The organism is Rhodococcus sp. IEGM 27 (assembly GCF_033142305.1).
Classification (GTDB): Bacteria; Actinomycetota; Actinomycetes; order Mycobacteriales; family Mycobacteriaceae; genus Rhodococcus_F; species Rhodococcus_F oxybenzonivorans.
The window spans coordinates 1,017,445-1,035,492 of sequence record NZ_JAWLSG010000001.1 but is presented as its reverse complement, the minus strand read 5'-3'; the positions used below and the strand labels follow the sequence as shown (position 1 = coordinate 1,035,492).

General features: G+C 65.1%; 22 protein-coding genes and 1 tRNA gene. 14 read left to right on the top strand and 9 right to left on the bottom strand.

All coding sequences use genetic code 11. The features are described 5' to 3' along the window. Positions 1–62: 62 nt before the first annotated feature. Both R4P95_RS04940 and R4P95_RS04935 read left to right on the top strand, forming a co-directional pair. The gene (locus tag R4P95_RS04940) at positions 63–1,409 is read left to right on the top strand and encodes a lysine N(6)-hydroxylase/L-ornithine N(5)-oxygenase family protein (protein ID WP_317743743.1); all 1,347 of its coding nucleotides are present in this window, start codon (positions 63–65) and stop codon (positions 1,407–1,409) included. Next, positions 1,406–1,657: an MbtH family protein gene (locus R4P95_RS04935; protein ID WP_109326935.1), complete on the top strand. Its 252-nt coding sequence runs from the start codon at positions 1,406–1,408 to the stop codon at positions 1,655–1,657. Before R4P95_RS04940 ends, R4P95_RS04935 begins: the two co-directional genes overlap by 4 nt. Before the next feature lie 91 nt (positions 1,658–1,748). Here R4P95_RS04935 and R4P95_RS04930 read toward each other — a convergent pair whose 3' ends face one another. Further along, positions 1,749–3,182, bottom strand: a complete 1,434-nt coding sequence (locus tag R4P95_RS04930; protein WP_317743947.1) for a threonine/serine exporter family protein — start codon at positions 3,180–3,182, stop codon at positions 1,749–1,751. A 22-nt stretch (positions 3,183–3,204) separates the two neighbouring features. Next, positions 3,205–3,585, bottom strand: a complete 381-nt coding sequence (locus tag R4P95_RS04925; protein ID WP_109326936.1) for a nuclear transport factor 2 family protein — start codon at positions 3,583–3,585, stop codon at positions 3,205–3,207. A 72-nt stretch (positions 3,586–3,657) separates the two neighbouring features. On the opposite strand from R4P95_RS04925, the gene R4P95_RS04920 reads away from it, so the two are divergent. After that, positions 3,658–3,729 (top strand) — tRNA-Thr (locus R4P95_RS04920). A 46-nt stretch (positions 3,730–3,775) separates the two neighbouring features. Here R4P95_RS04920 and R4P95_RS04915 read toward each other — a convergent pair. The 3 genes from R4P95_RS04915 to R4P95_RS04905 all read right to left on the bottom strand — a co-directional run bounded on the left by R4P95_RS04915 (position 3,776) and on the right by R4P95_RS04905 (position 5,136). Next, complete coding sequence (locus R4P95_RS04915) at positions 3,776–3,934, bottom strand: hypothetical protein (RefSeq protein ID WP_317743742.1); 159 nt, start codon at positions 3,932–3,934, stop codon at positions 3,776–3,778. A 31-nt stretch (positions 3,935–3,965) separates the two neighbouring features. Next, on the bottom strand, positions 3,966–4,868 hold the full coding sequence (locus R4P95_RS04910) for a SigB/SigF/SigG family RNA polymerase sigma factor (RefSeq protein WP_317743741.1): 903 nt from the start codon (positions 4,866–4,868) through the stop codon (positions 3,966–3,968). A gap of 91 nt (positions 4,869–4,959) precedes the next feature. After that, on the bottom strand, positions 4,960–5,136 hold the full coding sequence (locus R4P95_RS04905; protein ID WP_317743739.1) for a hypothetical protein: 177 nt from the start codon (positions 5,134–5,136) through the stop codon (positions 4,960–4,962). A 63-nt stretch (positions 5,137–5,199) separates the two neighbouring features. Here R4P95_RS04905 and R4P95_RS04900 point away from each other — a divergent pair, with 63 nt between their 5' ends. Then, positions 5,200–5,349: a hypothetical protein gene (locus R4P95_RS04900; RefSeq protein ID WP_213573692.1), complete on the top strand. Its 150-nt coding sequence runs from the start codon at positions 5,200–5,202 to the stop codon at positions 5,347–5,349. 16 nt (positions 5,350–5,365) lie between these two features. On the opposite strand, the gene R4P95_RS04895 is transcribed toward R4P95_RS04900, so the two are convergent. Then, positions 5,366–5,509, bottom strand: coding sequence for a hypothetical protein (locus R4P95_RS04895; RefSeq protein ID WP_204164875.1), 144 nt, complete (start codon positions 5,507–5,509; stop codon positions 5,366–5,368). A 490-nt stretch (positions 5,510–5,999) separates the two neighbouring features. Here R4P95_RS04895 and R4P95_RS04890 point away from each other — a divergent pair, with 490 nt between their 5' ends. Then, the gene (locus tag R4P95_RS04890) at positions 6,000–6,317 is read left to right on the top strand and encodes a MerR family transcriptional regulator (RefSeq protein WP_159926889.1); all 318 of its coding nucleotides are present in this window, start codon (positions 6,000–6,002) and stop codon (positions 6,315–6,317) included. 48 nt (positions 6,318–6,365) lie between these two features. On the opposite strand, the gene R4P95_RS04885 is transcribed toward R4P95_RS04890, so the two are convergent. Next, positions 6,366–6,773 carry a hypothetical protein gene (locus tag R4P95_RS04885; RefSeq protein WP_213573690.1) on the bottom strand — a complete coding sequence of 136 codons (408 nt, stop codon included), beginning with the start codon at positions 6,771–6,773 and terminating at the stop codon, positions 6,366–6,368. Between the two features lie 193 nt (positions 6,774–6,966). Beyond that, positions 6,967–7,797, bottom strand: a complete 831-nt coding sequence (locus R4P95_RS04880; RefSeq protein ID WP_213573689.1) for an SDR family oxidoreductase — start codon at positions 7,795–7,797, stop codon at positions 6,967–6,969. Positions 7,798–7,882: 85 nt separating this feature from the next. Between R4P95_RS04880 and R4P95_RS04875 the strand changes: the two genes are divergently transcribed. From R4P95_RS04875 to R4P95_RS04860, 4 genes are all read left to right on the top strand, one after another. Continuing rightward, positions 7,883–9,460 carry a methylmalonyl-CoA mutase family protein gene (locus R4P95_RS04875; protein ID WP_213573687.1) on the top strand — a complete coding sequence of 526 codons (1,578 nt, stop codon included), beginning with the start codon at positions 7,883–7,885 and terminating at the stop codon, positions 9,458–9,460. Beyond that, on the top strand, positions 9,460–9,861 hold the full coding sequence (locus R4P95_RS04870; protein ID WP_317743738.1) for a cobalamin B12-binding domain-containing protein: 402 nt from the start codon (positions 9,460–9,462) through the stop codon (positions 9,859–9,861). Before R4P95_RS04875 ends, R4P95_RS04870 begins: the two co-directional genes overlap by 1 nt. A gap of 87 nt (positions 9,862–9,948) precedes the next feature. Then, the gene (locus tag R4P95_RS04865; RefSeq protein WP_213573685.1) at positions 9,949–10,905 is read left to right on the top strand and encodes an LLM class F420-dependent oxidoreductase; all 957 of its coding nucleotides are present in this window, start codon (positions 9,949–9,951) and stop codon (positions 10,903–10,905) included. Then, the gene (locus tag R4P95_RS04860; RefSeq protein WP_213573683.1) at positions 10,902–11,954 is read left to right on the top strand and encodes a CaiB/BaiF CoA transferase family protein; all 1,053 of its coding nucleotides are present in this window, start codon (positions 10,902–10,904) and stop codon (positions 11,952–11,954) included. Before R4P95_RS04865 ends, R4P95_RS04860 begins: the two co-directional genes overlap by 4 nt. Here R4P95_RS04860 and R4P95_RS04855 read toward each other — a convergent pair. Beyond that, positions 11,945–12,946 (bottom strand): ferredoxin--NADP reductase, encoded by a 1,002-nt coding sequence (locus R4P95_RS04855; protein ID WP_317743737.1) that lies wholly within the window; start codon positions 12,944–12,946, stop codon positions 11,945–11,947. The two genes, R4P95_RS04860 and R4P95_RS04855, sit on opposite strands and share 10 nt — an antisense overlap. Positions 12,947–13,019: 73 nt before the next feature. Here R4P95_RS04855 and R4P95_RS04850 point away from each other — a divergent pair, with 73 nt between their 5' ends. From R4P95_RS04850 to R4P95_RS04830, 5 genes are read left to right on the top strand one after another with little or no spacing between them, the layout of a single operon-like run. Then, positions 13,020–14,480 carry a class I adenylate-forming enzyme family protein gene (locus tag R4P95_RS04850; protein ID WP_213573679.1) on the top strand — a complete coding sequence of 487 codons (1,461 nt, stop codon included), beginning with the start codon at positions 13,020–13,022 and terminating at the stop codon, positions 14,478–14,480. After that, on the top strand, positions 14,458–15,363 hold the full coding sequence (locus R4P95_RS04845) for an acyl-CoA dehydrogenase family protein (protein WP_213573677.1): 906 nt from the start codon (positions 14,458–14,460) through the stop codon (positions 15,361–15,363). Before R4P95_RS04850 ends, R4P95_RS04845 begins: the two co-directional genes overlap by 23 nt. Then, positions 15,350–16,438: an acyl-CoA dehydrogenase family protein gene (locus R4P95_RS04840; protein WP_213573674.1), complete on the top strand. Its 1,089-nt coding sequence runs from the start codon at positions 15,350–15,352 to the stop codon at positions 16,436–16,438. The genes R4P95_RS04845 and R4P95_RS04840 overlap by 14 nt, the downstream gene beginning before the upstream one ends. A 1-nt stretch (position 16,439) precedes the next feature. Further along, positions 16,440–17,207, top strand: a complete 768-nt coding sequence (locus R4P95_RS04835) for an enoyl-CoA hydratase/isomerase family protein (protein ID WP_213573672.1) — start codon at positions 16,440–16,442, stop codon at positions 17,205–17,207. A gap of 7 nt (positions 17,208–17,214) precedes the next feature. Next, a complete protein-coding gene (locus R4P95_RS04830; protein WP_213573670.1) occupies positions 17,215–17,997 on the top strand; it encodes an enoyl-CoA hydratase/isomerase family protein in 783 nt (260 codons plus the stop codon). Positions 17,998–18,048: the final 51 nt, after the last annotated feature.

Below are 18,048 nucleotides of genomic sequence, written 5' to 3'. Positions count from 1 at the left end.
CTTCTAGGGCAGACGGCAGCTGGGTCGGGTGCGACGCGGCGTCGAGGACGGGACAGCGTGCTATGAACGATTCGCCGGAAATGGTCGATACGGATCTCCCAGTGCGAGATGTCGTGGGTGTCGGGTTCGGACCTGCGAATCTCGCACTGGCGATTGCCATCGAGGAACACAACGCGAACTGCGCGCCGGGGGAGCAGATCAGCGCGCAGTTCCTGGAGAAGCAGGATCGTTTCGGGTGGCATCCCGGAATGCTGCTCGACGGGGCGACGATGCAGATCGCTTTCCCCAAGGACCTCGTCACATTCCGCAACCCGCGCAGCGCGTACACCTTCTTCAACTACCTCTTCGAGCGCGGACGTCTCGTCGATTTCGTTAATCACCAGACGTTCTTCCCCACCCGGCACGAGTTTCACGACTACCTGCAGTGGGCTGCCGGACGTGTCGGCGCGGATGTCCGGTACGGCACGGCGGTGGAATCGGTGCGAGGAATCCGCAACAGCGAGGGAATGATCGACCGTTTCGAGGTCCGGGCGTCGGACGGCACAGCGGTGATCGCCCGCAACGTCGTGATGGGTGCGGGTCTGCGCGAGCGTATTCCGGAGTGGGCCACGCCCTCCATGCGGTGCTTCCACAATCATCAGTTCCTGTTCCGCATCGGTGAGTTGCCCACCCTCGCCCACCGGCGATTCGCCGTTCTGGGGGCCGGCCAGAGTGCTGCCGAAATTGTGCAGTACCTGCACGCCAACTACCCCGATGCCGAAGTCCACAGCGTCTTCTCGCGGTACGGCTACAGCCCGGCGGACGACAGTCCTTACGCCAACCGAATCTTCGACCCGGAGGCCGTGGACGATTTGCACGGCGCACCCGAGGTCGAGCGCCTGCGGCTGCTCGATGTCCATCGCAGCACCAACTATTCGGTGGTGGACATCGAACTCATCAACGAGCTGTATGCCAAGGAGTACCAGGAGCGGGTTCGTGGTCGCCGCCGCCTCTTCATGCGCCGCGCCTCCGAGATCGTCTCCGTCGAGGAAAGTTCGGACGGCATCGATGTGGCGGTACGCAGCGCCGTCGACGGCCTCACGGACACACTCGCCTGTGATGCGTTGATTCTTGCCACCGGGTTCACTCCGGCGCCTCTCGAACCGCTCCTCGGCGAACTCGCACCGGCTGTGCACCCGCCGCGTGAGGTAGGGCGCGATTATCGGCTGGCGGTTTCGCCGGACGTCACAGCGGGAATCTACCTTCAGGGCGGCACGGAGAAAACGCACGGAATCACGTCGTCGCTCCTGTCGAACGTTGCCGTGCGGGCGGGAGAGATCTTGACATCTGTCGTAACACGGCGTGGCCGGATCGGCACGCTTGCTAGTGTGAACGCACAGGACACGTATGCGACAAGCGAGGCGAGATGAGCACCAATCCATTCGATGACGAAGAAGGCCGCTTCTACGTGCTGGTGAACGACGAAGAGCAGCACTCTCTGTGGCCGACGTTCTCTGAGGTGCCGGCGGGCTGGCGTGTGGTTTTCGGCGAAGAGAGCCGCGCAGCATGCCTCGAGTACGTGGAGAAGAACTGGACGGACATGCGGCCGAAAAGCCTGCGTGAGGCCATGGAGGCCGATGAGAAGTCGGGTGGTCGTCACAGCGTCGACAAGAGCTGACCTGCTCGGAGCTGCACTGCGGTGACAGCTCACCGAGACCACGACCGTTCGATCCGCCCCGGTTGGGACGGATCGAACGGTTCTGTGTCTTTCAGGCCGCCCTGGGCGTTTCCACGGGCTTCCGCCGCCTCGTCTTGATGACGGGGCGGCGGATGTTCTCTGTGTACCGCAGAATGCGCGGCCTCCGGAGGGTCCTGGCCAGCCATTCGCCGAGTGTGACGCCCGCCGCGAGTGCGCAGCCGATACCGAAGGCGGCGAGCAGTGAGCTCAGTCCGATCACTACCTCGTTGTTGAGCAGTGCATACAGCCCTCGATACAGCGAGAGGCCCGGAAGCAGTGGGGTGATGCCGGCCACGGCGACCACCAGAGGCGGTGTGAGCGCTCGGCGAGCCATCAGACCACCGGCAAAACCGACCACTGTCGCCGCGAGTGCGGAGCCGATGATGGGCCCCACTCCGAACTGATGCGCCACCATGTAGACCAGCGACCCGGCCGCACCGCCCATCCAGGCCGCCGTCAGCGCACGCTGCTCGGCGTAGCAGGCGAGCGCGTAGAACATCGATGCGAACGCGCCCGACATGACCAGCACGGGCAGTTGGGTGAGTTCGTCGATCTCCACGTTGACCGGCGGAAGTGTGGAACCGAACAACCCGGTGACCCGCAGCGAGATGGCCACACCGGCGATGATGCCGCCGGTCATCATGACCACTTCGAAGAATCGGGCGGCCGCGGTGATGGGTGCGCCCGTGATGGCGTCCTGGACGGAGCCGACCAGTGACAATCCGGACAACAGCACCACCACGCCGGCCGCAATGATCTGCGACGGTCGAACTTCGACACCCAGCTGATCCTGGAACGTATAAAGAGTGGCGGCCGGGGCAGCGGCCACGAGACCGCCAGCCACCTGCTGGAAGAAGAACGGCAGCCCCACCCGGTTGAGGACGCGGTTGACCCGGTAGATCACCATCGTCGTGAGGAAGGCGACCGACGCCACCAGCACCCCACCACCCATCAACACGGAGATGGATGCGGCCATCGACGCCCACGCCAACGTCGCGATCCACCGGTTGTAGGGATGCGGCGCCGTCGTGACAGCGGTCAGTGCCTCGTGGGCCTCGCTCGGAGTGACGGCCTCGCGGCGGATACGCCGAGTGAGGCGGTCGACCGCGGCGAGGCGGGTGAAGTCCATGGAGCGGTAGTGCACGATCCGCATCGTGCTCGCGGGGGGAAGGGTGGGCCCGCGGTAGGCGGAGAGGACGATCGAGTTGTAGGTGACGTCCACGTCGCACTGCGCGAGGCCGTAGGTCGCCGCGATGAACTGCACCTGTTCGGCGGTGTCCATCGCGCCCGTCCCCGAGGCGAGCAGAACTTCACCGACCCGGACGGCGAGGTCGAGAACCTCGGCAACCACCGCGTCATCGGTGAGGTCGATCGGCTGGAGTGGCGTCGGCGCCGCCGTCACCGTGTCGACGGTGGCCCGGCGGTCGCCGGTCAAACGCTGGAGCGTGTCTGTGAGCTTTGCCATACCCTCTGTGAGCTTCGCCATACTACGTGTCTGAGACACGATCCTTCTCGGTCAAATCGGTTGCTTTCAACGCTGCATCGAGTGTCTCGTGGCGGAAAGTGGAGATGACCTGATCGTGGACTACTCGGAACGCGGACGCCACAATACTCGTCTCCTCGGGTGCGGTCGCCCACGTGGCCTGCTGTTCGACGACGATGACGCCGTCGTAGTAATACATTCGCTTCGGGATCAGCGTGATGTTCGCGGTCGACGCCCATTCCCGCAGCGGCGTCAGGCCCTGGGTCGCACCCTTCGGTCCACCCATCTCGATGTCGTCACTCGACAGCGACAGCAACGTGTCGATGTCGCCGGAGTTGAGGGCGTCGTGCCAAGCAAGGACAGTGGCGATCTCCGAGGTACTCATGGCATCAACGCTATCCAATATGGCCGGAGGACGACGGCGTTCTCCTTATGGATATGATGGGCGCGCGTGTCCGCCTCCTTAGCTCAGTGGTAGAGCACTCGCCTTGTAAGCGAGCGGTCGTCAGTTCAATCCTGACAGGAGGCTCTCCGACCGATCCTCGTGCCGAATGCGGCACGAGGATCCGGGGCCCCTACGGAATGAACGTGTCCCTCAGCAGGGCGGTGGGGTCGGCGCTTTCCCCTGAGTCCGCCGTCGACCCACGGTCGGGGCGGCTCGCGGTGTCGGTGAGGTCCTCGCGCCGACCACGTGCCCGGGCTCGTCCCTTGACCTTGTCGAGAAAATTGACCATCGGCACTCCTTTCATGTTGACCACAAATGCGTCATTCGAGCTTGGTTCGCAGATCCTTCAGTGTCTTGGCCAGCAGTCGCGAGATCTGCATCTGCGATACGCCCACCCGCGCGGCGATCTGTGACTGCGTCATGTTCCCGAAGAAGCGCAGCACGAGCACGGTGCGCTCGAGGTCCGGCAGCGCGTCCAGCAGCGGTTGGACGGTCACGTGATCTTCGACGCGGGACAACGCCGGATCGATATCACCGAGCGTCTCCGACAGCGGCCTTTCGTCGTCGGTGAGCGGGTAGTCGACCGACAGGGTGCTGTAGGCGTTAGCTACGCGCAGTCCCTCCAAAACCTCGCTCTTGTCGATGTCGAGTGCCTTCGCCAGTTCGCTTGCGGTAGGCGCCCGACCGAGCGTGGTGGTCAGTTGTTTGGTGGCTCCCATGAGGGCGAGGTGAAGTTCCTGCATGCTGCGCGGCACGCGCATGGCCCACCCGGTATCCCGGAAGTGGCGGCGCACCTCGCCGGTGATGGTCGGGACCGCGAAGGACACGAAGTTCGCTCCGTAGCTTGCGTCGAATCGGTCGACGGCCTTGACGAGACCGAGCCGCGCGACCTGGATCAGGTCGTCCAGCGGTTCTCCGCGTTCGTGGAATCGGCGGGCGATGTGTTCGGCCAGCGGGAGGCATCGTTCGATCAGCCTCTCGCGCAGCACTTCCCGGCGCGGATCAGAGGCGTCGAGCTGAGCGATGGCTTCGCATTGTGCGGGTACGTCACGGTATTGATCGCGGGCGCGGTGGGTGGTGTCCGGTGTACGCGCGGGCCGAGGATTCGGCGGGACATCGACGGAGAGCTGTGTCCGGGGCAGCTTCCGGCACGTCGTGGAGGAGATCGGGGTGGTGCGGCGGAGCTCGCGGGGTGCTTCGGCGAGCGGGATGGACATGGTCATGTACTCAGCCCTTCTCTGACCGGCCGGTATCAGCGGGAGCGCTGATGGTGTCGGCAAAAAGTCTTCGTTGCGGTGAAGCGGCGGTGCGGCCCTAGTCGACGAGTGCCGGGGGGTTGTCGACGTCCCGGGCCGCATACATGGCCTCGATGCGTGCCTTGATCTCCTCGGTGCTCATCGCGCTCGCGCTCCGCCCGGCGGCGGATCGAGTGGGGGCGGAAAACGATGAAACAGTGGGCATGATCATGGCGTCCTGTCGTGTGGTCTGCATTGTTCTCATTCTCGAGCGGATCGGTGGGTAGCAGCGAAGAGGCCGGCGACCCCGAGGAGGGCTGTGCTGACCAACGCAGCAAGGGGAATCGAACCGGTCGCCGCGGCCGTGAACCCGGCAATGACCGACACTCCGATTACGCACTGGACGGCGACGGAGACGATCACGGACGGTCGCGTTATCACCCTGGTCTCTCTTTCGACGGCAATGTGAGTTGGTTCGAGTCGGGTCAGGTCGGAAGCGAATCGAGGACGGCGAGGGTGCTGAGGGCGAGCGTCGCGAGGAGGCCACTGACGATCGCTCCTCCGCTGCCCGCCCGAAGGACCAGAACCTCTCCGTCGTCGGGGGTCGCGTTCGCATGTCGGCTGGCCATCGTTTTCTCCTTTCCTCGCGCCCGGCAGTCTGTCGTGCGATGCCCGCTCGATGTCTGACCGAGAACTTATCTGCGTTGGTGAAGATAGATTTTGTTGTACAGCCCTGGAACTAGAAGTTCAAGCGAGCCGATCAGGAATTTTGTTCGTCGAGCGCCGCGGTATCTGCCGAGGAGGCTCGTCGGAGGATGGGGCGCACACGGTCTAATAGCGCGTTTAGCTGCGGTTATCGGCGAGATTGGGTGGTGCGGAACTTGCGGTCAGCGCAGACATGGGTCGCCCGAAAAAGTGGAATCCTGTCTAGCGGTTGCGGCGAGAGTGCGGGTCGTGAAGTTGTGTGGCACCGCGATCGTGACGAAGATTGTCGATGGTCTCCTCCACCGAGGGTCCACCTCGACCGAATTTGTACCCCCCGCGTCACATTGTGTCTGTCGATCCTTGATAGGATTGGTATTCCCTGAGAAGAAGGGAGATCCGGTGACGTCCTCTCAGATGCCACCTCGTTCGAAGCGAGGTGTCTACGGGATCTCGGTGACTTCGGAGCTGACGGGCATCGGGCCCCAGACTCTGCGGTTGTACGAACGGCGCGGATTGATCACGCCGACTCGTACCGGCGGCGGCACGCGCCGGTACAGCGAAGACGACATTGCGCGCCTCGACAAGATCACCGAACTCGTCGCCGACGGGGTCAATCTGATCGGTATCCGCCAGATCCTCGAACTGGAAGCGCAGAACGCGCTGTTGGCGGCGCGAAACGCCGAATTGGAACAGGCAGTCGAATCTCAGAACTCGCCCCACGCGGGGGTCTGAACACGCGTCACCCGCACGGCAGCTGCCGGCGGGTCACTTCTCGTCACGTCAGCTTGCGGTCTGATCGTCGTTCGTCGGGTTGAATTCGTCGTTCGTCGGGTTGAATTCGTCGAACGAGGCATCCGCAGCTTGCCACTTGCCGCTGGCACGAATGTCCGCGAAAGCGATGTCGAAAGCGTCGACCAGCCACGAATGCTCCGCGACCGCCAGCACTTCGTCGGCGGTGCCGTCGGCCGTACCCTGGTGGAGGCTCACCTTCCACAGAGCGGCGGCGTCGGTCTGGTCGACCAATCCGTCGGTTCCGTTCGATGCCAGCAGGTAGCGGTTGTACTCGAAATCGACGCGAATTGCGTAGCCTGCGCCGGTGTTGACGACGTTTGCCGGGCGCTGAGTTGCCGCAGCGAGCGCGGTGAGTGCGTCGCGATAACGTTCGGCGTGTTCCTGAGTGCGGGGCACCGTTCTCTCGTCTCTGGGCGCAGAGGCCGTGACACTCCCGGTCACGACACCTTCACGAACCTTTGCTCCAAGGCAAAGGTTCGTGTCGGTTCGCACCAAAGATTACGGCACTGGTTTCCCGGCCTGTCGCAGCCGGTCGGTCGATTGTCGACCCGTCGAGCGCGGCGAAGCTTCCTCGTAGGGTCCTGTCCCGTCAGTCGAGGAAGAGATCGAGCTGGGGGGCGTCCCCGCCGCCGTAGCGGGACAGGTCCGAGACGCCCAACTCCGCGAGCACGTCCGCATCGATGTAGCAGTGTCCGCTGGTCTCCTTCGCGGGCCGGGACACAATCTCGACTGCTGCGTCGGCCATGATCTCCGGACTGCGCGACGAGGAGAGCAGGGAGGTGCCGTCTTCCATGTTCGCGACCGCGGAGGTGGCGATGTAGGTCTGCGGCCACAGGCAGTTCGCTGCGATCCCGGCGTCGGCATACTCGGCCGCCCAGCCGAGCGACAGCAAGCTCATTCCGTACTTCGACAACGTGTACGACGGGTGTGCGCCGAGCCAGCGCGGGTTCAGGTTCACCGGAGGCGAGATGGTGAGCACATGCGGGTTGGGGGAGCTCCGAAGATAGGGAAGGCAGGCGCGGGTCAGCAGGAACGTCCCGCGGCAATTGATGTCCTGCATGAGGTCGTATTTCTTGGCTGACAGTTCCTCGGTTCCCTCGAGCGCGATGGCACTGGCGTTGTTCACGCAGATGTCGATGCCGCCGAACCGCTCCACCGCGGTGTCGGCGGCGCGCTGCACATCCTCCTCGCGGCGGACGTCACCGACCACGGCGACTGCTTTGCCTCCGACGGCCTCGATGTCCGCGACGGCGGTGTGGACCGTCCCTTGAAGGCGCGGGTGCGGCTCCGCCGTCTTGGCCAGCACAACCACGTTTGCCCCCTGCTTGGCCGCGGCGATCGCGATCGCCAGTCCGATCCCGCGGCTACCGCCGGAAACGATCATGGTCCGGTCATTGAGTGCGTTCTGCTGGCTGGACATCGTTCTCCCTGTTCCGACACTGTCGATCATTGCGTTCTCGACGATGATATTGGCATTCTCATTTTCTGCAAGTACTGTATCCATCGTGAACGACTTCGCTGAAACCTCTTCGGGCATCCCGCTGGAGCCGGTCTACGGGCCGACCGACAGGCGCGCAGAGCCGCCCGCCCCGGGCACCTTTCCCTTCACCCGCGGCAACTTCGCCTCCGGCTACCGGGGCCGGTTGTGGACGTTCCGCCAGTACTCCGGATTCGGCACCGCGGAAGAGTCCAACCAGCGCTATCGGTACCTGCTCGAACAGGGCGGCACCGGATTGTCGGTGGCACTGGACCTGCCCACCCAATGCGGTTACGACTCCGACGACCCCGAGGTCACCGAGGAAGTCGGCCGGGTCGGGGTCGCGGTCGACACCCTCGCCGACGCCGAAGTCCTCTTCGCCGACATCCCGCTGGACAAGATCAGCACCAGCTTCACCATCAACGGGACGGCGGCGATACTGCTGGCGTTCTATGTGGCCGCGGCCGAGCGGGCCGGCGTGCCGCGGGCGAAGCTCACCGGGACGATCCAGAACGACATCCTCAAGGAGTACGCCTCCCGGGGCACGTGGATCTGGCCGCCGGAGCCGTCGCTACGGCTGATTGCCGACACCATCGAATTCTGCGCGGCCGAGGTGCCGAGGTTCAACGCTATTTCGGTCGCCGGTGCGCACTTTCGCGACGCCGGAGCCACCGCGGTGCAGGAAATGGCCTTCACGCTCGCAGACGGAGTCACCTACTGCGACACGGTGGTCGAACGTGGGCGAATGACGATCGACGAGTTCGCTCCTCAGATCTCGTTCTTCTTCTATACGCACGGGGACTTCTTCGAAGAGATCGCCAAGTACCGGGCAGGACGTCGTCGATGGGCCACGATCGTGCGGGAGCGCTACGGTGCGGTGACGGACAAGGCGTCGATGTTCCGGTTCGGTTGTGTTGCCGGCGGCGCGTCCCTCTACGCACCCCAGGCACAGAACAATCTGGTGCGAGTGGCGTACGAGTCGATGGCTTCGGTGCTCGGGGGAGTGCAGTCGATGTTCACCGCGGCGTGGGACGAGCCGTTCGCCCTGCCCAGTGAGGAGTCGGCGACCCTGGCGCTGCGCACCCAGCAGGTTCTGGCCTACGAGACCGGAGTGACGCGTGTCGCGGATCCGCTCGGCGGCTCCTACTTCGTCGAAGCGCTGACCGATGCCACCGAGGCCCGCCTCATCGAGATCATGGACGATCTCGATCAGCACGGCGGCATGGTTCGCGCCATCGAGGACGGGTACCTGCAAGGCCTCATCGCCGACGAGGCGTACAAGCTGCACAAGGACGTCGAATCGGGGGAACGCCCGGTGGTCGGGGTCAACCGGTTCGTCTCGCCGGAGCCGCCGCCCGAAATCTCCACGTACGAGCTGAACGCCGAAGGGCGCGAGCTGCAGCTGAAACGGCTGGCGAAAGTGAAAGCCGAACGTGATCCCGAGGCGGTCAATGCCTGCCTCACCGCTCTGTCCCGCGCCGCGGAAGGAACCGAAAACCTCATGCACCCGTTGATCGATTGCGCCAACGCCTACTGCACTGTCGGCGAGATGGTATCCGCGCTCAAAGCTGTCTGGGGCGAATTCCAGCAGCCGGTGGTGTTCTGATGAGCGCCCGCATACTCGTAGCGAAGCCTGGACTGGACGGTCACGATCGCGGCGCCAAGATCGTCGCCCGCGCACTCCGCGACGCCGGTTTCGAGGTGATCTACACCGGTATCCGCAAGCGGGTCGAGGACATCGTGTCGATTGCCCTCCAGGAGGATGTTGCCGTCGTCGGTCTGAGCATTCTCTCCGGCGCCCATGTGGCGCTGACCACGCGAACGGTCGATGCGCTGCGCGCTGCGGACGCCGGTGACATCGCTGTGGTGGTCGGCGGCACGATTCCCCAGGAGGACGTTCCGCGCCTGCTGTCCGCGGGAGCTGCGGCGGTCTTCCCCACCAGCACCCCCCTGGAGGATCTGGTCACCGGAGTGCGCGCACTCACCGGCACTCCCGCTCCCTCTTGACCTTTCGTCATAGAAGCCGAAAGGCGATTACACCGCGTCGACCACCCGGCCACGCGTGCGAGAACAATTTTCGGACCTGGAGGAACAGTGCGAATCGGAGTGATGATCGGGCCCGAGCGAGGGGACTCCGCGCGGAAGGTCGCCCGAATGCTGGACGACGTGGAGTGGGCGGAGAGCGCAGGGTTGGACTCCGTCTGGGTTCCGCAGGTCCCCACGGACTTCGACGCGCTGATCGCCGTGGCGTTGATGGGAACGAGGACGTCCCGCATCGAAATCGGCACGGCGGTAGTACCTCTGCAGGCGCAACACCCCGTCGCACTGGCGCGACAGGCGCTCTCCGCGCATGCCGCCACCGGAGGACGTTTGGCGCTGGGAGTCGGCCCCTCACACCACTGGATCGTTCAGGACATGCTCGGTCTCCCCTATGAGAAGCCGGCCGCGTTCACCCGCGATTACCTGGACGTACTGGACGCCGCGCTGCTCGCACCCGGCCCGGTCGATATCGAGAACAACACCTTCACCGTGCACAACCCGCTCGAGATCGGACCGGTGGCCCCGATGCCGGTCCTGGTAGCAGCCCTGGGCCCGGTGATGCTGACGATCGCAGGCGAGCGAACCGACGGGACCATCCTCTGGATGGCCGACGAGCGAGCGGTCGCCGACCATGTCGTCCCGCGAATTACCAAGGCTGCCGACAATGTGGGGCGTCCGGCTCCACGCATCATCGCGGGTGTCCCGGTCTGTCTTTGCCGGCCTTCGGAAGTCGACACCGCGCGTGAGCGCGCCAACCGGATCCTCGGGGAAGCGGAGATCTCCCCCAACTATCAGCGGCTCCTGGGATACGGCGACGCCGAGGACATCGGTGATCTGTGCGTCGCCGGAGACGAGGACGCCATCCTTGCGGGCTTCCGCCGATACGCCGACGCGGGGGTCACCGACCTGTCGATGCGCCTGCTGCCGATCGGCGACAACCGGGACGAGCTGATCGCTTCGAAGCGTCGTACCCGGGACGTCGTCGCCGAACTCGTCAAGGAGTTGCGGTGACTGCGGGGCCACTCGAGGGCATCCGGATCCTCGAGGTCGGCCATATCCTCGCGGGTCCGTACGCCACCATGATGCTCGCAGACCTCGGCGCAGAGGTCACCAAGATAGAACCACCGAGCGGTGACCTCTCGCGGCAGGTGAGCGACGCCTACTTCGCCAGCCTGAACCGGGGTAAGCGGAGTATCTGCGTAGACCTGACGACCGCCGAGGGACAGGCCCGTCTCGGAGAACTTGCGGCCGAATCCCATGCCCTGCTCGTCAACCTGAAGCCGTCCGCCATTCACCGGTACGGCCTGACCTACGACGCTCTGCGTCGATGGAACGACAAAATAGTCTGTGTCGCGCTCACCGGTTACGGTCTCGACGAGGGAGACGACCCAGCTTTCGACTACGTGATTCAGGCTGTCACGGGTGTCGCCGCACTCACCGGTGACCCGGCAGGGCCGCCGACGCTGCCCGGGTACTCCGCTGCCGACAACTCGACCGGAATGGCAGCCGCACTCGGATTGCTGGCCCAGATCATCTCCGGACGCGGCGGTCAAGTGGAGGTGTCGTTGCGCGACGTCATGCTGTCGCAACTCAACTACCGCGCGTCGGCGTATCTCAACGAAGGCACCGAGCCGCGACGTATGCCGTTCGGTGCCCATCCGTACTACGTGCCTGCGCAGTTGTTTCCGACTGCGGAGGGCCATCTCGCCCTGTTCATCACACATGACGCGTTTTGGCGGAAGTTCGCTACGGAAGCGGGGATCGAAGGATTTCCGACGATGGCCGAGCGCACGGAACGTCGTGACGAGGTCCTCGCAGTCGTGACCGCGGCTCTGGCGGCCGACTCCGCGACGGGCTGGGAGTTCCGGCTGCGACCGTTGGGAGTGCCTGCGGCAGCGGTGCGTTCACTGCCCGACGCACTCGCAGCCACACCGGAGATGATCGCCACTGCCGGTGACTTCCGGTTGGTCGGAAGCCCCATCCGCGTGGCCGGCTTCGACCCGGATTACGGGCCGCCGCCGCGCCTCGGTGAGCACGGCGGCCTGCCGGTTCACTCGTAGCGGACCTTGATCGACCCGGTGTCGGGCACGGCTTGGCAGGTGAGGACGTAGCCTTCGGCCACCTCGTCGTCGCTCAGCGCGTCGTTCACCCGCATGGTCGCGCTGCCCTCGGTCACGGTGGCGATGCAGGTGGCGCAGTTGCCTGATTCGCAAGAGAACGGTGGCGTGAGCCCGGCGCGCCGGGCGCTCTCCAGCAGGGTCTCGTTCGCTTTTCTGGGCACCGACACCTTTTTCCGTCCCAGAACGATCGAGACGGTTCCCTCGACCCCGGAATCGGGTGCGTCGGCCGATGGCGCCGTCGGGGCCGCGGCGCCGAACCGCTCACTGAAGATCCTGCCCGGCCCTGGCAAGGCCGACTCCACCAGAGCCATGAAGGGCTCGGGCCCGCACAGGTAGGAGTCGGCATCTCCTTCGGCGCCGACGAAGTGGCGTACGGCGGCAGCGTCGAGAAATCCGCCCCGGTCGTCGAGGTGCCGTACGAACGAGAACCGGTCGGGATAGCGCTCGGTGAGTTCGTTCAGTACCGCGTCGAACATCACCGATGCGTGGTCTCGGTCGGCGCACAGCAGCCGGACATGCCGGTCCGTGGTCGCCAGCGCGCTCTTCGCCAGCGACAGGATCGGGGTGATCCCGCTGCCACCGCTGAACCCGAGCAACGGCGCCGAGGTCGGACGCAGGCAGAAGGTTCCCGCGGGCCGTGTCAGTTCGACGGCGTCACCCTCGGCGACGTTGTCGTGCAGCCAGTTCGACACCTTGCCGCCGGGAACCCGTTTGACCGTCGTCATCAGCTCGCCATCGGTCTCCGGTGCGCTCGACATGGAGTAGGAGCGGAACAGCTCGGTTCCGTCCACGTCGACCCGGAATGTGCAGAACTGCCCGGCCCGATAGGAGAACGGACCGTCGTGCGGTGCGAGCACGAGCGTGCGCGCGTCCGAGCTCTCCTTGACGATTCGCGTCACGGTCGCGCGCTGGAACAAGGGTGGTCTCGACATGCCCGTCGCCTCCTGATATTGAGATTCTAACTGTGAGAGAATATCATTCTCTCTAACGAGATAGGACTTCTCAATGGTGAATTCCCACACGAGAGACGGGGCAGGCATCGGATACCGGGCCCCCGACGAGGAAGAAGAAGCGACCGTGCTCGTGTTCGAGGAGCGCGAATACAGCCTCAGTGAACTCGACGCTCTGGCCGACGGGCTGGCTGCCGAAATGGCCGGTCGCGGCGTGAAGGCAGGTGACCGTGTTGCTCTGATGTCGTCGAACCGGCCGGAATTCGTCGTGGCCGTTCGAGCGATCTGGCGGCTCGGCGCCGCCGTCGTGCTGATCAGCCCGGCGTACAAGCATGACGAAGTCGCGCACGCGCTGGCGCTCACGAATCCGACGCTCGCGGTCGGGGACAGTCCGGTCCTGGCCGGACTTCTGCCGATGCTGAGCCTCGACGATCCGGTCGACCCCGCGCAATGCTCCTTTCCGCCACCCGATCCAATTGCCGAGGCCCTACTCGTGTTCAGTTCGGGCACCACCGGGATGCCGAAGGCCGTGCGGCACACGCACGCATCTTTCGGTGCCGCCGTGCGGCAGTGGTGTGACGCGCTGCAACTGTCGTCGGCGGACAGGATGCAGGTGCTTACTCCGCCCTCACACATCCTGGGCGTCCTCAACATCATGACGGCACTCGAGGTCGGCGCATGGGTGCGGCTGCACCGTCGGTTCGACGTGGACCGGATGCTGCGGCACATCGAGACCGATCGGATCACGGTGGAGATGGCCGTCGCGCCGATTGCGCTGGCCATTGCCCAGCATCCCGACCTCGAATCGTTCGACCTGTCGTCGCTGCGCTACATCATGTGGGGCGCCACTCCGGTCACGCCGAGCGTCGCCGAGACCGTCACCCGGCGCGCGGGGGTCGGCTGGGTACCCGCGTACGGCGCCAGCGAGTTACCGGTGATCGCCTGCAACCCGATCGAAGGGGCCCGTCTGGACAGTGTCGGACGCCCCGTTGCGGGCGTCAGCATCCGGGTGGTGTCGCTCGAGACCGGTGAGCCGCTGGGCGTGGGAGAACCGGGCGAGATTCAGGCTCGAGCGAATTCGCTTATGGCAGGTTACCTGCCCGAGGAGACGAATGCCGAGGCGTTCGTGGACGGGTGGTACCGGACCGGGGACGTCGGTTACCTCGACGAGGACGGCTGGCTTCGGCTCACCGACCGGTCGAAAGAGATGATCAAGGTCAAGGGGTTTCAGGTTGCGCCCGCCGAGATCGAGGCCGTGCTGCACGGGCACCCCGGCGTCGTGGACTGTGCGGTGTTCGGGGTCCCCGACCCGGTCAGCGGGGAAGCAGTGATCGCCGCGGTCGCACGGACCGGCACGACCGAAGCCGAAGAACTCATCACCCTCGTGGGAGACCGGTTGGCGTCCTACAAGCGGCCCAGCCGGGTGGTCTTCGTATCCGACATTCCTCGCCTGCCGTCCGGCAAGGTGTTGCGCCGAGAACTCAAGGAGCGCTATGGACGTACGTCTGACAAGTGAACAGCAACAATTGCGCGATGCCGCAGCCAAATTGGCCGACGATCTGGGACCGGGATCGGTCCAGGACCTCGCCGACGACACTCGGCTCGCACGGTTGGAGAAGGCGGTGGCCACAACAGGGTGGCGATCGCTTCGATCCGACGGGGCGTCGGGTGTGGAAGTCGCCATCGTCGCCGAGGAATTCGGCCGGGGCCTGGTCGATATTCCCTTCCTCGGACCCGTCCTCGCCGATGATTTACACCGGCACGTTTCCGATGATCAGCAGACATGGGCGGTGGCCCTCGACGGGGAAGCGACCGACGCGCGGGGACTCGAACGCGCCCTCGTTCTGAGCGGAAACCGGATCTCGGCCGGTCGAGTGGGAGCCGTTGTTCCGGGAGCGGACCTGACCAGAGGATTCGCGGACATAGTCGAGCCGTTCGAACCCCTCGGCGAACTGTCCGCCGAGCACGTCGAGCGCTGGCATGCCCTCGCCGTCCTCGTCACCTGCGCCGACCTGGTCGGCACGTCCCGCGGCGCCCAAGCGCTCGCCGTCGATTACGCAAAGATGCGCGAGCAGTACGGCAACACGATCGGTTCCTATCAAGCCGTGGCGCATCTGCTCGCGGAGAGTCAGGCGCTGATCGAGGGTTCGGTGAGCGTGCTCCGTCATGCAGCCTGGGCGCTCGACCAGCTGACTCCCGGCGAGGCGCAGCAGGCTGCGCGAGTCGCGAAGATCTACTGCGTGCGTGCTGCCCGAACCGTGTGCGAGACGGCGATTCAGGTACACGGCGGCATCGGCAACACCTGGGAATGCCTCGCGCACGTCTACCTTCGGCGGGCACTGACGTCCACCGAACTGTTCCCCGTACGCCTGGAGGAGATACACCGTGGACTTTCGTGACTCGCCGGAAGAAGCCGCCTTCCGGGACCGACTGCGGTCCTGGCTGGCGGACACGGCCAAGACGTTCCCGACTTCGGGTGACGAGTACTGGGAACGGCAGCCCGAATGGCACCGAGCGCTTTACGGCGCCGGGTTCTTCGGTTTGTCGTGGCCCGCAGAATATGGTGGTCAGGAGCTACCGCCCGTCTACGACGTCATCCTGGACGAGGAACTGGCCATCGCGGGCGCACCCGCCCGGCCGAGCCTCGGGTATCTGGTGATCGGACTCGGCAGGCATGGCAGCGAGAAACTCCGCCGCACCTTCCTGCCCGGAATGATCGACGGAACCGAGCGCTGGTGTCAGGGATTCAGTGAGCCGGGCGCCGGATCGGATCTCGCAGCACTCACCACCACCGCCACCCGTGACGGTGACAACTACGTCATTCACGGACACAAGATCTGGACGAGCTATTCGGATGTGGCCGATTGGTGTCTGCTGCTCGCCCGTACCGAACCTGACAAGCCCCGTCACCGCGGCTTGTCGGCGTTCATCGTCCCGATGAAGCAACCGGGAATCGAGCAGCGACCGCTGCAGATGATGAGCGGCGTCACCAAAGAGTTCGGTCAGGTTCTCTTCGACGGGGCTACGGTGCCCGCGGAGAACATGGTCGGTGCGCCGGGGGAAGGGTGGGCGCTGGCGATGACGGTGGTCGGGCACGAACGAGAGCCCTCCACGCTCGGTTTCGCCGCGAGGTACGACAAGCTCGTACGCGATCTCGTCGCCCGGTCGGAAGGGAGCCTCTCTGCGGAATTGGCATGGGCTGCAGTGCAGACGGAGATGCTGCGCCTGCATGTCCGTCGCAGGCTGTCCGAACAGCTCGACGGTGTGTCGCACGGTTCGGAGGGGTCGCTCGACAAGCTGCTCATGACCTGGGTCGAACAATCGGTCGGGCACGCAGCGGTGTCCGAGGCCGGCACTCGCGACACCGACATGCTGGGCGCCTACCTGTACAGCCGCGCACAGAGCGTCATGGGTGGAACGTCGCAGATTCAGAAGAACATCATCGCCTCGCGAATTCTTGGATTGGGAGTCTGACATGTACGACATGCCCGAGGAGATCGACGTCCGCTCGGACGGTGCCCTGCGCATCATCACGCTGAACCGGCCCGACGCGCTCAATGCCGTCAACGACGGCTTGCACACCGGACTGGCGCGGTTGTGGCCTCAGCTGAGCGAAGACCGGGATGCCCGCGCCGCGGTACTCACCGGAAGCGGCAAAGCCTTCTCTGCGGGTGGCGACTTCGCCTACCTCGCCGAGCTCGCGGCAGACCGCGAACTGCGCGCCCGGACCATCGCTCACGGCCGCGAACTCGTCCTCGGGATGGCACGCTGCCGTATTCCGGTGATCGCGGCGGTCAACGGACCGGCTGTGGGACTGGGCTGCAGCTTGGTTGCGCTCAGTGACATCGTCTACATGGCCGAGACGGCGTACCTCGCTGATCCTCATGTGCAGGTCGGGTTGGTCGCGGCCGACGGTGGACCGCTCACCTGGCCGCTGCAGATCAGTCTGCTGCAAGCCAAGGAATACGCCCTCACCGGCGCACGCATACCCGCGGCGAAAGCATGCGAGCTCGGATTGGCCAACCATATGGTTGCCGATCCGCTGAGCGAAGCCCTCGCTTGTGCCAAACGCATTGCCGAACAGCCCCGGCAGGCTGTCGAGAGCACGAAGCGGTTGCTGAACATGCATATCGAGCGGGCCGTACTCGCCACGCTGGACTATGCGATGACCGCCGAGGAGCTGACGTTCCAGTCCGACGACTTCCAGACCAACATCGCCCGGCTCACGGCGGGAAAGAGCTGAGAAGGGTATGGGCGACGACTTGGGAACCGGTGGCCTGCGGTTCGAGCGTGAGGGTTCGATCGGCTGGTGCGTCATCGATCGGCCGGCGGCGCGGAACGCGTTCACGCCGGCTATGTATTTCGGTCTGAAGCGGGCTGTCCGGCTGGTGAATTCCGATCCCGACCTTGCTGCGCTCATCATCACCGGTGTCGGCGACGTGTTCGCGCCGGGTGGTGATCTCGGCGGCCGAGCAGAGCCGGGCGACTCGCTCCCCGAGGGACTGGCGGGCAACGACGTGGTCCCGTTCCTCACGATCCGGGACAGTCGGGCACCGGTGATCGCGGCCGTCAACGGCATCTGTCAGGCGGGCGGTTTGGTGGTCGCGATGATGTCCGATATCGCGGTTGCCAGCGATCGGGCGACATTCCGGGTGCCCGAGCTCCTCCGCGGTATCCCCGATGCGACCTTTGCAGCGGCTCTTCCCGCGCACATCGGCATAGCCGCAGCGCGGGACCTCATGCTGTCCGCGCGCCGCTTCGATGCCGCCGAGGCGCAGCGCCTGGGGGTGATCTCCCGCGTGGTACCCCACGAGAATCTGCGGGCCGCCGCGTTGGAGGCTGCACGCGAGGTCCTGCAGACGTCCCCCGAGGCCCGCGCCCAAGTGAAGCGAATGTTGAACGAGCGTTACGGATTCATCGACTATCAAACGATGTTCGGTGCACTCGAAACTTCGCCGGAGCCTCGCGAGGGTATGCGGGCATTCATGGAGAAGCGCAATCCGAACTGGATCCCGGCGGATCTTCCGACCTGACTCGAGAGGAGGTCGGGGACCAGGCCTTCGTCGTGTGAGCCGTGACCCGGG

What these genes read in the sequence shown, in the direction of transcription:
- R4P95_RS04940 (WP_317743743.1), top strand. Translation starts at nt 63, where the DNA reads ATGAACGATTCGCCGGAAATGGTCGATACGGATCTCCCAGTGCGAGAT.
- R4P95_RS04935 (WP_109326935.1), top strand. Translation starts at nt 1,406, where the DNA reads ATGAGCACCAATCCATTCGATGACGAAGAAGGCCGCTTCTACGTGCTG.
- R4P95_RS04930 (WP_317743947.1), bottom strand. Translation starts at nt 3,182, where the DNA reads ATGGCAAAGCTCACAGACACGCTCCAGCGTTTGACCGGCGACCGCCGG.
- R4P95_RS04925 (WP_109326936.1), bottom strand. Translation starts at nt 3,585, where the DNA reads ATGAGTACCTCGGAGATCGCCACTGTCCTTGCTTGGCACGACGCCCTC.
- R4P95_RS04915 (WP_317743742.1), bottom strand. Translation starts at nt 3,934, where the DNA reads ATGGTCAATTTTCTCGACAAGGTCAAGGGACGAGCCCGGGCACGTGGT.
- R4P95_RS04910 (WP_317743741.1), bottom strand. Translation starts at nt 4,868, where the DNA reads ATGACCATGTCCATCCCGCTCGCCGAAGCACCCCGCGAGCTCCGCCGC.
- R4P95_RS04905 (WP_317743739.1), bottom strand. Translation starts at nt 5,136, where the DNA reads ATGCAGACCACACGACAGGACGCCATGATCATGCCCACTGTTTCATCG.
- R4P95_RS04895 (WP_204164875.1), bottom strand. Translation starts at nt 5,509, where the DNA reads ATGGCCAGCCGACATGCGAACGCGACCCCCGACGACGGAGAGGTTCTG.
- R4P95_RS04890 (WP_159926889.1), top strand. Translation starts at nt 6,000, where the DNA reads ATGCCACCTCGTTCGAAGCGAGGTGTCTACGGGATCTCGGTGACTTCG.
- R4P95_RS04880 (WP_213573689.1), bottom strand. Translation starts at nt 7,797, where the DNA reads ATGTCCAGCCAGCAGAACGCACTCAATGACCGGACCATGATCGTTTCC.
- R4P95_RS04870 (WP_317743738.1), top strand. Translation starts at nt 9,460, where the DNA reads ATGAGCGCCCGCATACTCGTAGCGAAGCCTGGACTGGACGGTCACGAT.
- R4P95_RS04855 (WP_317743737.1), bottom strand. Translation starts at nt 12,946, where the DNA reads ATGTCGAGACCACCCTTGTTCCAGCGCGCGACCGTGACGCGAATCGTC.
- R4P95_RS04850 (WP_213573679.1), top strand. Translation starts at nt 13,020, where the DNA reads ATGGTGAATTCCCACACGAGAGACGGGGCAGGCATCGGATACCGGGCC.
- R4P95_RS04845 (WP_213573677.1), top strand. Translation starts at nt 14,458, where the DNA reads ATGGACGTACGTCTGACAAGTGAACAGCAACAATTGCGCGATGCCGCA.
- R4P95_RS04835 (WP_213573672.1), top strand. Translation starts at nt 16,440, where the DNA reads ATGTACGACATGCCCGAGGAGATCGACGTCCGCTCGGACGGTGCCCTG.
- R4P95_RS04830 (WP_213573670.1), top strand. Translation starts at nt 17,215, where the DNA reads ATGGGCGACGACTTGGGAACCGGTGGCCTGCGGTTCGAGCGTGAGGGT.